Consider the following 14318-nt stretch of genomic DNA (forward strand, 5'->3'; position numbering starts at 1 on the left):
CCCGCCGTACTCAGGGTCCGTCTCGGAGGGAAGCAAGTTTTCCATACAGGGCTGTTACCTGCTATGGCGGGTCTTTCCAGAACCACTTCTGGTACCTGCTTCCTTGATAACTCCTAGTGAGACGCCCTACAACCCCAAACATCGAAGATGTTTGGTTTGGGCTAATCCCGTTTCGCTCGCCGCTACTCAGGGAATCGCGTTTGCTTTCTCTTCCTCGGGGTACTTAGATGTTTCAGTTCCCCCGGTCTGCCTCTTACCACCCTATGGATTCAGGTGGCAGTACTTGCTCTTCAAGCAAGTGGGTTGCCCCATTCGGAAATCTCCGGATCAAAGCTCACTTACAGCTCCCCGAAGCATATCGGTGTTCGTCCCGTCCTTCATCGGCTCCTGGCGCCAAGGCATCCACCGTGTGCCCTTAGTAGCTTTACCTCGGTCATTACTTTTCGGTGATTGCAACAAAACGTAAAAGACTTCCACGATATTTGATGTCGTAGGAAAACTTTATTACGTTTTCTTACTTGGCTTTCTGTATCTAATTTTCAAGGTGCGTTTCATTTTTGTGTGCCGCTCGTGGCGACAAGAAATAATATACCACGCTGAAAGCAGAAGGTCAATACTTTTTTTATTTTTTTACGTATCAAAAACACCTCATCCAATGCAAACGAATTAAAGTCGACAAGGTGTTCATCACGCACTTATTTGAATTAAAGAATGATCTCACTCCTCAGTGGAGTCTAAACCATATGTAACGCTTTCTTCAAAACGCCTTGGCTTTTCTTTAATAATTCTCGTACTTTATCTGGTTTTAGTCCCGTTAGGATCTGAAGAATAGCTGGCTTGGCATGATATTGATGATCTTCCAAGGCTGCTTCAGCTTGCTCTACAGAACATCCAGTTGCTTCTTGGACTATGTTCCTTGCACGTTGTACTAACTTTTCATTTGTTGGCTTCACATCTACCATTAGATTTTGATATACCTTACCTAAACGTATCATAGTACCTGTACTAATCATATTTAAAACTAACTTTTGAGCTGTCCCTGCTTTCATCCTCGTAGATCCTGTTACTACTTCTGCACCTGGCACGACAGCAATAGTATCATGGGCTACATGCGCAAGTTCAGAATCGTCTGTGCATACAATAGCTGCTGTCTTGGCTCCCAATTGATTAGCATACTCTAATCCACCTATTACATATGGTGTCCTACCACTAGCAGCTAATCCGATCACTATGTCATTTGGAGTGAGTTGAATAGAGACTAAATCACTTTTCCCCAAATCCGGATCATCTTCTGCACCTTCTTTGGCTTGAATAAATGCTTCTGGTCCGCCAGCCATTAACGCTACAACCAAATTAGGGTCGGTACCATATGTGGGTGGGCATTCTGATGCATCCAACACACCCAATCGTCCACTGGTACCGGCCCCCATGTAAATTAACCGTCCATTATTCTGAATACAACTTACAGTCTGGTCTATTACTTTGGCGATCGTACCTAACTCTCGTTCTACTGCTTTTGGTACTTCATAATCTGCCTTATTTATCTTTTGTACAATCTCCAAAGTACTAAGTTCATCAATATCCATAGTTTCCCTATTACGTTGCTCTGTAGATAATTTGTTTAGTTGCAAAATCATAATGTGCTCCTTTCAGTATGTGGAAATTTTTGGGTTTGTACGAAATGTTTTAGTGTACAAACCCAAAAATGTGTCAGCGTTATATTAGCTTAATCAAACTGAGATGCCATTTCTTCTTTATATCCAAATAAGTACGTTAAAATGAACCCTCCAATATAAGCAATCAGTACACCTGCTAAGTATAACAAGTATTTATTCTCCAGAACGGTGAGGGCAAGGGGAATTCCAGAGATCCCACCTACAGCACTTACTTTGATCGAAACCCAAGCAACAAAAGCCCCACCAAGACCTCCGCCTAAACAAGCAGTTATAAAAGGCCGACCAAGTGGTATTGTAACCGCATACATCAATGGTTCTCCAATACCCATAAATCCAGGTACTAAAGCACCGGGTATAATCGATTTTAATCGTTTGTTTTTGGTCTTTATCCAGATCGCAATAGCTGCTCCTACTTCACCAGCACCCGCCATTGCAAGAATTGGAAGGAGTGGATTTCCTCCTAATGAATTAAGCAGTTCTGTATGAATAGGTATCAGCCCATGATGGAGACCTGTTAATACCAGTGGTAAAAATAATGCAGATAAAATATATCCAGCGACCGGCCCACCTATATCCATCGCATATTCAAAGGAGCTGGTGATCCCCTCTGCCAATAATCCACCTACTGGTTGCACTACATAAAACGTTGCTAGTCCTACCATGATTAGCGTTAACATAGGTGTGATAATAACATCTAGAACAACTGGAACTATTTTACGTAAGTTACGCTCTACTAATGCTACTAAATAAGCTGCAATTAATACAGCAATTATTCCACCACGACCTGCAGTCAAACTTTCTCCAAAAATCGTTAGTTTTAAATCTTTAATAGCAGGGTTAAATACTACCAAACCAATAATACCACCAAGCACTGGAGTTCCGCCAAATTCTTTGGTTGTATTCATTCCAATAAAAATAGCGAGATATCCAAATAGGCATTGACTGATAAAAGCCAAGATCTGCATGATCGCAATTTGCTTATCTACACCCATTGCTTCTGCGAATTTTACGATTCCATTTAACAATCCTGCTCCAATAATTCCTGGAAGTAGCGGAATAAAGATTTGACCAATTTTGCGTAGGAACATTTTAAAAGGAGTTTTATTTTTGGTTTTGTACTTATTTTTCGTCTCGTTAGCAAGTTGATCCAAATCTTTCTCGCTATTTACATTCGGGACCTTCTCCCCTTTTTGAATACCAAGTATTTCGCAAATTCGCTCTGTTATGACGCTCACTTTGCCTGGCCCTAATACTACTTGAATAGTGTCATCTTGGATTATACCCATTACACCAGGAGTCTTTTTTAGCTCTGCTATTTGTACTTTGCTCTCATCTAACACTTCTACTCGTAATCTGGTCATACAATGGTTGACAGTAACAATATTTTTTCGATTACCTAATAACTCAATGATCTGTTTTGCCAACTTCTGATCGGCCATTGGAATCCCCCTTATGTTTTGAAAACTTCTAAATCGAGAGACTTCTCTTCAAACAACTAGATACAACAAATGACCAGACACACATTTCCCAATAAAGGTTCGTTTCATAGAGTAGGAATTTTGTCTATTATCCACTGAATGTTAATTTGACCTTATCGGGCTTATCAGCAGTAACTCTCCATTAAGCTTTGCTCAACTTGGAGGTTTGAATTTACTGCCCGTTGAAACAAAATAAAATAGTTTCATTAAAATATAACTTCAATCATGTTCAACTTTTGATCACATTTCTATTTTAATATACAAAAAAACCCTTTGCTATATAGCAAAGGGTAAAAAGTCATATTCTCTGAAAACGAAAGGTGAGAGTAACATAGCCGAGTAAAACATTCGAATTTGTATCATGAAAGATACTCCATAGAAAGGAGGTGATCCATCCCCACCTTCCGGTAGGGATACCTTGTTACGACTTCACCCCAATCATCTGCCCCACCTTCGGCGGCTGAGTCCGTAAGGTTCTCTCACCGACTTCGGGTGTGACAAACTCTCGTGGTGTGACGGGCGGTGTGTACAAGGCCCGGGAACGGATTCACCGCGGCATGCTGATCCGCGATTACTAGCGATTCCAGCTTCACGTAGGCGAGTTGCAGCCTACGATCCGAACTGAGACCAGCTTTATGAGATTAGCTCCCCCTCGCGGGTTCGCAACCCTTTGTACTGGCCATTGTAGCACGTGTGTAGCCCAAGACATAAGGGGCATGATGATTTGACGTCATCCCCACCTTCCTCCGGCTTTCACCGGCTGTCTCGTTAGAGTGCCCAACTAAATGCTGGCAACTAACGATAAGGGTTGCGCTCGTTGCGGGACTGAACCCAACATCTCACGACACGAGCTGACGACAACCATGCACCACCTGTCACCATTGCCCCGAAGGGAAGGGGTATCTCTACCCCGGTCAATGGGATGTCAAGCCTTGGTAAGGTTCTTCGCGTTGCTTCGAATTAAACCACATGCTCCACCGCTTGTGCGGGCCCCCGTCAATTCCTTTGAGTTTCAGCCTTGCGGCCGTACTCCCCAGGCGGAGTGCTTAATGCGTTAGCTGCGGCACTGAGGGCGGGAAAGCCCCCAACACCTAGCACTCATCGTTTACGGCGTGGACTACCAGGGTATCTAATCCTGTTTGCTCCCCACGCTTTCGCGCCTCAGCGTCAGTTACAGCCCAGAAAGTCGCCTTCGCCACTGGTGTTCCTCCCGATCTCTACGCATTCCACCGCTACACCGGGAATTCCACTTTCCTCTGCTGCACTCAAGCGCTCCAGTTTTGGAGGCGAACAATGGTTGAGCCATTGCCTTTAACCCCCAACTTAAAGCGCCGCCTGCGCGCGCTTTACGCCCAATAATTCCGGACAACGCTTGCCCCCTACGTATTACCGCGGCTGCTGGCACGTAGTTAGCCGGGGCTTTCTCCTTAGGTACCGTCAGAACTTCTTCCCTAAGAACAGAGTTTTACAACCCGAAGGCCGTCATCACTCACGCGGCGTTGCTCCGTCAGGCTTTCGCCCATTGCGGAAAATTCCCTACTGCTGCCTCCCGTAGGAGTCTGGGCCGTGTCTCAGTCCCAGTGTGGCCGGTCACCCTCTCAGGTCGGCTATGCATCGTCGCCTTGGTAGGCCATTACCCCACCAACAAGCTAATGCACCGCGGGCCCATCCTCAAGCGAAAAACTTTTACATTGCTCTCATGCGAGAGCAATGATTATCTGGTATTAGCACCGGTTTCCCGGAGTTATCCCAGGCTTGAGGGCAGGTTGCCCACGTGTTACTCACCCGTTCGCCGCTAGGTTCCCGAAGGAACCCCGCTCGACTTGCATGTATTAGGCACGCCGCCAGCGTTCGTCCTGAGCCAGGATCAAACTCTCCGATAAAGTTGAGTTTGAAAGCTCAATAGTAAATCATCTGGCTAAATGTGATACATCTCACTCTTTCGTTTTCAAAGAACATCATTGCTTTTTTGTTTGTGCCGCCTTGTCGCAGCGACAAGAAATAATATATCATGGTTGGATAATAGAGTCAACACTTTTTTATAAAAAAGAACAGAAGACACTTTTTCATGTCTTCTGTTCTTTTTTCGTGTCTTAAAGTTAATTTTCGATGTTTACTTTCTCTTTTATTTTTGGCTTTACAGGCTCGATCCCAAGTTCTAATAGACGTTCTTGGAGAGCAGATATAATCTCCTCTGGATTCTGAGCATAGCGGCTTGCATAAAGGCGATAGAAATTCCACCCAATTCTCTCTAAAACTCGCTGTTGTTTTAGATCATCCCGCCATGCAGCTAGTCCATTCCAAGTGCTATCCCCTTCGATCTGAATCGCTAGTACATTGTCTTTTCCTTGTACTAGTAAATCAATCATTCCTGCTTCCCAACCTACTTTTACTTTGGATGCAACCTTATAATCTTTTTCCGTTAATATCTGATATATTTCTCTTTCTAGGTTGCTCTCTAACTTTTCCAGACCTATTGTTTGTTGCTCCTCTTGCTCCAAACACTGCTCTAAGAGAATCCGTCTGACACAACCTTTTGGGAAATCATCTATCAGTAAGGAATGGAACAAAATCACTTGATCACGAGCACGACTGATTGCAACGTTATAGTAGCGAAGGTGTTCTTCGCTAGTTAATGCTTTCGTAGGTTTCTCCGATTGAACCATCGACAGAAGAATGACATCACGTTCATCTCCTTGGAATCGATAGGAGTCTCCAACGACTAGTCGACGTTCTAAAATCTCTTTTTCCGAAAAATGTTGTTTAATCAAACTGTCCAAGTAATTTACTTGTTCTCCATTCTCAAGCGAAATGATCCCAATTGTCTTTTGATCATATAGAGGATCCTGTAGCATTTTGCGAATATGTTCGATAATTGCTTCTGCCTCTTGCTTATTACCTCTTGGGTCTGTATGTTTCAAGTTCGGGACATAGACACTCTGCATTGCTCTACCCGGCAATCGATTCTTTTCTAATGGACGGAGTGCGATGATCTCCTCTCCATACATCAGTTGATTATTAAAGGAAAAAATCGGTGGTACCGAACGGAAATGCTCTTTTAGAATCGCTTTTTCCTGGAAAATACGACTAGCTGTATCATACAAACTAACACTAGTATCCAACTGTGTCGCTTGTGGAATGTCATATAAATATCGCGTCATAAGATCACGATTAAAGTGTTCTAATAGATCTGTATCAGGTGAGATCTGATTCTCGTCTCCCACCACCATAAACTTGCGAGATCGAAGTAATAGGCTTAAAGAGAATAGACTGCTTTGACTACTCTCATCTACAATGATGAGATCAAAAGGTTGGTCATCGAGATAGAAGTTCTCCATCACTTTTTGGACTGGCATAATCCAAATCGGAACTGCATTTTTGCAGTTTTTTAGTTCCTTCTTTGCTTCCTGACGATACTGTTCCATATGTTTGCCAGAACCTGCATTGATCTTTCTCATCAATTGTAACCACGTAATGAGACTCCGTTTTTCTACTTCGGTCGTCTTTTCCAATAACTCTACCCACGCAGAGTAAGAAATTAATTTTCGTACAAGCTTCTCTTCTTTGTTTTGTAACTCATGATAACGTTTTTCCAAATGGCGAAGCTCACCAGAATGAGGAACTTTCTCTACATAGTAAGTTAACTGACTATACATCCAAGCCTGCTCAATATCCATTGGAATTGTTACAACTTCTCCTCTGGAGGATTGCTCTAAAACGGTCGCAAGCCAAGATGGTGCTGACTCTTTTAGAAGGTCAAGATACTCTTGGAATTTGCGGTATGCAGGCTCTGCTTTCTCCAATTCTGCCAACTCTTTGTATAACTGACTCCATTTATCAACATCCCCTAACTGACAAGCTTCTAACAGCTCTCCCCAGATCGGGTGCGTTTGTGGCATAATTTGACCAGTTAACAATTTTTGATGCAATTGATGAAAAGCCTGTTGAAGTCGTTCCCGTTGAGTAGCCAATTCCAATGCTTTTAGTCCTTGATGCAGTTGTTGATGCCACTCCACATTAAACCAATCAACGACCGGAATACCTAAGCTTTGAACTACAGGTAGGAGAGGTTGGATAATCTGTTCTTGCCAACTTAATAGGTATTCAACTTGTTGAAGCAACTCATCTAATACCATGGTAAGTTGAGGGTGATCCATCTCCAAACTTGGTCCATTCAAAGACTGCATCAGACGATTCCACTTCAATACTACTCGATGACGGAGTTCCAAACGATCCAATTGTTGAGCCAGGACTTCAAACTCTTCTATTGTTTCTGGAGGTTTGTTATTTACTAAACAGTCACGGAATAAATACGCCGTTTTCCGAGCTATTACTTGACGGAAAAATCTCCCTACTCTTTTTTCCCGACGCATTCTCTCTAGCACCATTTGTACATCTTGTTTCATCTGAGAAATAGCAGGCTGTGTAGGAAGAGTGAATTCATATTCAAGTAGATTGTGTTCAATAACTTGAAGAAGTTCACTTTTCTCTCGGAAATCTACTAACAATGTTCTCCAGCGTTCTTGTAATGTCTCATCTTTTAGAATAGCCAATTGCCATTCATATTGAGTTAGTACATGGAGCTCTTGAATCGCTTGTTCTACAGAATGAAGAGCAGAAGGTAGAAGATGAGCAATGTTTTGATTCGTGTTCCAATCGTTAATCGTTCGCTCACTTTGGGAATATTGTTCTTCTACTTGATGTAGCTCTTGCACAATGGAACGGAATGCATTTGGTGTCGGAATTTCCGATGGACTAGGTCGTTTTAAAAGCAAATTACTAAAGTCAGATTGTGAAAAACGTTGTAGGAGTTTGCTAAATTCCTTCTGCTCCTCGTGAGTTAGAGGAAACCCTTCTTGAGTCATAATACGATCAGGAAACCAATTGTGATCAGGGTGATCCTGAAGCCATTTGGTAGCAGATACTGCTGTAAAAGCTTGTCCAGAGAATAGCATTTCCTCATGCTCTAACAATGCACATGCTTCGAGTAAAGATTCTATTTCTTCTAATTCCGCTTTTACCTGAATTCGTTCGACCTGAGTCTGTGCAGCTTGGTTTTTTAGCTGATCAATTCGTTTTACTTCCAATCCTTCCGAGATAAAACGGATTGCATGCTCCAGTTCTTTGACCGCTTTTTGATCTCCTCCGATCATTCGAACACAAAGCGGGCGTAGTTCCTCAGGAATCATCTCTGTTAACACTTCCAACGAACGTTCTTTCTCACTTGTGATTAGAACACGTTTTCCATGTGCCAAAAGATGAGCTGCAACATTTACAATCGTGTGGCTTTTTCCTGTCCCAGGAGCTCCTTGTACTACTACTCCATCGCTCTTGGCTAATCGCTCTAGCACTTGTCTCTGTGCTGAGTTGGATGGCATTGGATACAATACATCTTCAGCCCAAGAGCTCCAATCTTCTGGAGGTAGGGATTCCTCTAAAATTTCCTCTTCATCTGTCGAGACCAATCGAGCAATATGAGAAGGAATCTCTAAACCGTTCTCTAATGCTTTCCCAGTCTGCTCAATCTCCTCAACCCAAATTTGTCTTGTCGCTTTTCGAATAAATAGTGCTGGTGTATAGGAAATTCGAGGACTTTCCCACATCTCTATGTATGGTTCTTCTGTCGAATAATATTGACCATCTGGACTGATTAAATGGATCACTTTTTGCAAAAATGGAGCAATCTCTTTCTCCTGTCTAGCATTCAAGCTTAAATCCATTTCCTCAATCGTCTCATGAAGCTTTTTTGCATTGGAGAAATGAACTTGGCTTAACATATCTGTTTCGACAGTAGTACCGATCGCCTTTGGAGTAAGACGAAAAACTCCAGTATCTGAATCAAAGTCGATCTCGAGTGGAGTTACCAGCAAATGTCGCTGAATCTCCCAATCTTCCACTTTCCAAGTGAGTAAACCGTGCCCCCAAGCGATCTCTTTTTCTTCTTCTTCCTCCACCAACTGATGATAGAAGGAAAAAAGCTCATCATAAACTCGTTTGGTTCTCCAGTGAACCTTCGCATCATCTGCCCAAGGACTCCAAACTGTACCGATCCATTCATCTAACATTTCCTTCAAAATGGGCTCATCAGCAAAATGACGGTCTCCCACCTGTTTGAGTGGCTCGGGAATTTTTTCCGGGTCAGACCATTCTGGTATCCACTCTTCTAGTTCTTCTGGCAGTGCAGGGGGAACAGGAATAAATGGACGTTGTACTGTCATCCAAGCCCCATCTAATTCTTGGTTATATCCAAGAGACACTCCTCGGATATGATGTAAATCTGTTTGCCACCAAACCCCTTCAAATTTCTTGAGGTCCCGTACAATATCCACACCGCTACCTTTTACTTCACGCAGATACTCAAAAACTCGGCTTAAACGATTGCGTATTTGGCTCATGATTTCACCCACTACGATAGAGTTCTAAAAATAAGAAAGTATCTAGAAACGTATACACATTTTATCTATGTAAAATTATAGTATGAAAAAAACGCCTTGGCAGATAATAGTTTTGTTTTTTCTTGTAAAATTTTCAACAATATAAAGAAACTATGAAAAAAGACCCCCTACCTTAATGGCAAGTGGTCTTTTTTCTCGTTTGGTGGAGGCGAGCGGAGTCGAACCGCTGTCCGAAGACCCCACCCCATCAGGCTCTCCGAGCGCAGTCACTGTTTGAAATCTCGTCCATCGAATTGTCCAGTGACAAACCCCTCAACAGACCAGCCACTAGATTTCGCAAGAGGGATCGTGACATCTCCCTCCGCTAGCCTGCTTAGTTATGAGACTCTAACACTTCACACAGGCGATGAAGAGAAGAGTCCTAGCTGACAATTAGGCAGCTAGTGCAAGATTTTGTTGTTTGCCAGTTACATTGGCGTTTGCGTATTTAACGAGATACGCAACCCCTCGGCTCGCTCCTCACAGGACAAAAATCCCCGTCGAATCCCATAAACGCCCCCATGAAAAAAGCGTCTGGACTTATGATTTTACCATTAAAACAAATGTTTGACAAGTCTATCTTAGCGGTTTTGTTCTTTGATACGACGTTCGATCATTCGGTCGGCATCTCGTTTGGCTGCAGATTGTCGTTTATCGTATAGCTTTTTCCCTTTAGCGAGAGCTAAACTCATTTTGGCAAATCCATTTTTTAAATGTAAATCGAGGGGAATTAGTGTAAGACCTTGTTGCTTGGTTAGACCGATTAATTTACTAATTTCTTTTTTATGAAGCAGTAGCTTTCTAGTTCTGGTCGAATCTACGTTATGCCGATTTCCTTGCTCAAAAGGACTAATATGCATTCCTACAATAAATGCTTCTCCTCGATCAATTCGCGCATAGGAATCTTGAAGATTTACTCTTCCCTGACGGATTGATTTGATCTCAGTACCAGTCAAGACCAAACCAGCTTCATACGTATCTTCTATATGGTACTCGTGAGTTGCTTTTTTATTGCGTGCGATCACTTTGCCTTTTTGGGCACTCATCCTTATCTCACCACCTTTACAAGGAATAATCACTTTATTATATCATGCTAAGTGAAATTACAAGTTACTTATCCTATTACTCTATTCTTTAAAAAAGGAAAAATATAGCGATTCTAATATATATAATAAATAATAGAGAGGGAGGGACTGGTATGACTCTAAAAGTTATAAAACTAGTTGAAGATCAGCATTATCGAGACGCAATTCGGGTAGGCGAGTATGCATTCCGCTACAAAGTGTCCGAAGAAAAAATCGCAGATCATCGAAATGCAAAAAAGATTTCATCATCTGTATGGGATATTCGAGGATAAAAGCCTCGTCTCCAAACTTCAACAGGTTGGAGCGATTGCGGGTGAGGAATGTTTATTAGAACAATGGAAAAAAATGATTCCTCGTTCACAATCGTTTACCTACGATTTCTTTTAAAATCGATCCATTGTAAAGTAACAAATAAAGCTGTTTGACAAGGTTTGTGCTGCCACCTTACAACGTCAAACAGCTTTTTATTTGGATTACTGCCTTTAATCAAGTTACTTCCGTTTTCGTCTACGCTTTGGAGGCGCTGAACTACCCTTTCCAGACTTGGAAGCCCCTTTTCCTGCCTTGCTTTGCAGATGTACGCCACCTTTCGATTTTCCTTTCTTTCCACCTTTAGGTGAACGAGGCTTCTCTTTACTTCGACGTGTTTTCTCTTCTGCCTTTTTGCTTCTTCTTTTCTTTCGGAGATGATCATATTCCTCAAACTGCTGCGTTGGGGTATGCTCAAGCAATTCAAAATCAATCTTGCGTTCTTCAAGGTTGACGTTACTCACTTTGATTTTTACTTGATCTCCAATACGGAAAATCCGTTTGGTACGCTCCCCGATCAAACTATAAGTAGATTCATCGTAATGATAGTAATCATCGTTCAGGTAACTAACATGAATTAAACCTTCAATCGTGTTAGAAAGCTCCACAAAGATCCCGAAGTTAGTTACGCTACTAATAATTCCCGTAAATTCTTCTCCAATTCGTTCACTCATGTACTCTGCATATTTCAGATCATTGGTTTCCCGCTCGGCATCAATCGCTAAACGCTCTCGAACGGAAGAATGTTGTGCGGCTTCTGGCAAATATGCCTGTAACTGTTCGATTCTTTCTACTGACAGCGTACCTTTTTCTAACACTTCTCGAATGACCCGATGAATAAGTAAGTCAGGATAACGACGAATTGGCGAGGTAAAATGGGAATAAAACTCAGCAGCTAAACCAAAATGCCCCAGACTTTCTGCAGCATAGCGAGCTTGCTTCATCGAGCGAAGCAGGACGGTGCTAATCACTTGTTCCTCTGGACGGCCTGATACTTGATCCAACAAGGTTTGAAGTGCTCTTGGTCGAACCTTATCGGCTTTTCCTTTCACAGAGTGTCCAAAGGTAGTAATGAACTGAAAGAAACTCTGAAGTCGCTCAGCGTCTGGATTCTCATGAATTCGATAAACGAAAGGTACTTCTAGTCGATAGAAATGTTCTGCAACTGTTTCGTTCGCTGCTAACATAAACTCTTCAATTAGTTGTTCGGAGACTGTTCGCGGACGTTTTACAATATCAGTTGGCTTCCCTGTCTCATCCACCAAAATCTTGGATTCGGAGAAGTTAAAGTCAATTGCTCCACGACGGAAACGCTTCTTTCTTAGGGTTTCAGCTAACTTTGCCATCGCCCGAAAGTGTTCTACCAGAGGTTCGTAGCGCTTGATTAATTCAGGATCTTCCTCGACCAAAATTTTGGTCACATCTCCATAGGTCATCCGTTCATTGGTTCGAATTACACTGGCGTATATCTCATGATCCACCACTTCACCAGTAGCATCTATCTCCATATCACAAGTCATCGTGAGTCGATCCACTTTGGGATTCAGGCTACAAATTCCATTGGATAGACGTTTAGGCAACATAGGAATAACCCGATCTACTAAGTAGACACTACAGCCACGTTCATATGCTTCTCGATCTAGCGCACTCCCTTCTCTCACGTAATAGCTAACATCTGCGATATGTACCCCTAATCGTACATTCCCATTGTCTAGCTTTTCGATCGAGACTGCGTCATCCAAATCTTTCGCATCTGCTCCATCAATCGTAACCATCACTCGATCCCGAAGATCGCGTCGTTCTCGAATTTCTTCTTCTGAAATCTTATCTGGCACTTCATCTGCTTCTGAAACCACTTCAGCAGGAAAAGCTTCTGGTAAACCATGCTTGCGAATGATCGAAAGAATATCCACTCCTGGCTCATCCGAAAACCCTAGGATTTCGGTTATTTGTCCTTCTGCGCTATTGCGTGCAGTTGGGAAGTGGAGAAACTTAACCACAACCTTTTGACCTACCTGTGCATTTTGCTGATGTTCTGGAGCTACAAAGATATCAAATTTCAGTTTTGGATCATCCGGAACCACAAAAGCAAAATGATCGGAATGGCGTTGAAAGGTTCCGACAATGCTATCCCGTTTCCGTTTCACCACACGTACTACTTCACCTTCTGGTCGTCGATCTGAATTCTTTGCTTTATAAACCCTTGCCAATACGGTATCTCCGTCCATCGCACCATGAATATCCTCAGAATGGACATAGAGATCTTGTACCCCTGGTTGATCAGGAAGGACAAAAGCAAATCCTTTGGAATGAGCTTGTAAAATCCCACGAATCATTTGAAGTCTTTCTGGCATAGCAAAACGTTTTGCTTTGGTCTGTAGAATCTTTCCCTCTGCTTCCAGCTCTGCAATCATCTGATGAAAAGCTTCTGTATCTTCTTCCGGTACAGACAACGCTTCCTGCAATTCCTGTAGTGTCAATGGCTTATACGCCTTTTCTAACATAAATTGACGTAGTTCTAGTTCTGTAGTCAAATGCTTCTCTCCTTACATGTCTTTTGCTTTAAAGTCTCTCAATAAAAGCCTCTACCTCGGCAAATACTTTTTTTCTTTCTTTATCCAATGTAATTATATGAGAGGATTTTTCATACCAGCTGAGTTCCTTAACAGACGACGATATCTTCTCCAAAATATAAGGTGCACTTTTAGGATCTACAGTTTGGTCATTTCGAGCCTGAATAATTAAGGTAGGAACAGTAACTTTTGGTAATCTCCTTTTGACTTGTCGAATCAGACGATTCAGATTTCCAATGCTACGAAGCGGAGTTCGATCATAAGAAGCTAAGTTAGCTTCCATAAACGGATCTCGCTCCTTTTTTTCACGTGGTAAATAAGGAGGAAAGAAAAATTGAAAGAAATCAACATAAGGTGCCCGGCGATCCCTTACCCAAATCGGTGCACATAGAGAAACAACACCTTTTACTTCTTCTTCCGTAGCAAGATAGAGCGATAATGCTCCTCCCATAGATAGACCTACTACTACGATCTCTTTTATTCCTTCTTGCTTCATTTTGTGATAAGTGTCTAGTACACTTTTCCACCAATCACGCCAAGTGGTATTTCGCATTTCTTCTGGAGTGGTTCCGTGTCCTGCTAATAGCGGTGCATATACAGTATATCCTTTGGAATGTAGATACTCACCCATTGGACGCATTTCAGAAGGAGAGCCTGTAAAACCGTGTAAAAGTAGAATGCCCGTTTTTTCCCCTCGATAAATAAAAGGTTCCGGAGATCGCGGTTGTATTTGCAACACAATACCTCCTTCGCTCTTGTTCAA

7 protein-coding genes, 1 rRNA gene, 1 other RNA gene and 1 other annotated feature are annotated in these 14318 nt (G+C 42.4%); of the genes, 1 reads left to right on the top strand and 8 read right to left on the bottom strand.

Going from position 1 to position 14318, the window contains the following annotated elements:
• Positions 1–384, bottom strand: a sequence feature (23S ribosomal RNA rRNA prediction is too short).
• 350 nt (positions 385–734) lie between these two features.
• The 6 genes from murQ to smpB all read right to left on the bottom strand — a co-directional run bounded on the left by murQ (position 735) and on the right by smpB (position 10634).
• Positions 735–1637, bottom strand: a complete 903-nt coding sequence (murQ, locus tag VJ09_RS09485; RefSeq protein WP_044641228.1) for an N-acetylmuramic acid 6-phosphate etherase — start codon at positions 1635–1637, stop codon at positions 735–737.
• Between the two features lie 89 nt (positions 1638–1726).
• Entirely contained in the window at positions 1727–3115 is a 1389-nt protein-coding gene (locus VJ09_RS09490; RefSeq protein ID WP_044641229.1) for a PTS transporter subunit EIIC, read from the bottom strand.
• Between the two features lie 418 nt (positions 3116–3533).
• Positions 3534–5037, bottom strand: a 16S ribosomal RNA gene (locus tag VJ09_RS09495).
• A gap of 216 nt (positions 5038–5253) precedes the next feature.
• Positions 5254–9549: an AAA domain-containing protein gene (locus VJ09_RS09500; RefSeq protein WP_044641230.1), complete on the bottom strand. Its 4296-nt coding sequence runs from the start codon at positions 9547–9549 to the stop codon at positions 5254–5256.
• Positions 9550–9749: 200 nt separating this feature from the next.
• Positions 9750–10109: a transfer-messenger RNA gene (ssrA, locus tag VJ09_RS17835) on the bottom strand.
• Positions 10110–10169: 60 nt separating this feature from the next.
• Positions 10170–10634 carry an SsrA-binding protein SmpB gene (smpB, locus tag VJ09_RS09505; RefSeq protein WP_044641231.1) on the bottom strand — a complete coding sequence of 155 codons (465 nt, stop codon included), beginning with the start codon at positions 10632–10634 and terminating at the stop codon, positions 10170–10172.
• A gap of 152 nt (positions 10635–10786) precedes the next feature.
• Here smpB and VJ09_RS18450 point away from each other — a divergent pair, with 152 nt between their 5' ends.
• The gene (locus VJ09_RS18450) at positions 10787–10945 is read left to right on the top strand and encodes a hypothetical protein (protein WP_154662355.1); all 159 of its coding nucleotides are present in this window, start codon (positions 10787–10789) and stop codon (positions 10943–10945) included.
• 219 nt (positions 10946–11164) lie between these two features.
• Here the strand turns inward: VJ09_RS18450 and rnr are convergent, their stop codons facing one another.
• A complete protein-coding gene (gene rnr / locus VJ09_RS09510) occupies positions 11165–13516 on the bottom strand; it encodes a ribonuclease R (RefSeq protein ID WP_044641232.1) in 2352 nt (783 codons plus the stop codon).
• 28 nt (positions 13517–13544) lie between these two features.
• A complete protein-coding gene (locus VJ09_RS09515; RefSeq protein ID WP_230199111.1) occupies positions 13545–14291 on the bottom strand; it encodes an alpha/beta hydrolase in 747 nt (248 codons plus the stop codon).
• Positions 14292–14318: the final 27 nt, after the last annotated feature.

Source organism: Risungbinella massiliensis (assembly GCF_000942395.1).
GTDB lineage: Bacteria > Bacillota > Bacilli > Thermoactinomycetales > Thermoactinomycetaceae > Risungbinella > Risungbinella massiliensis.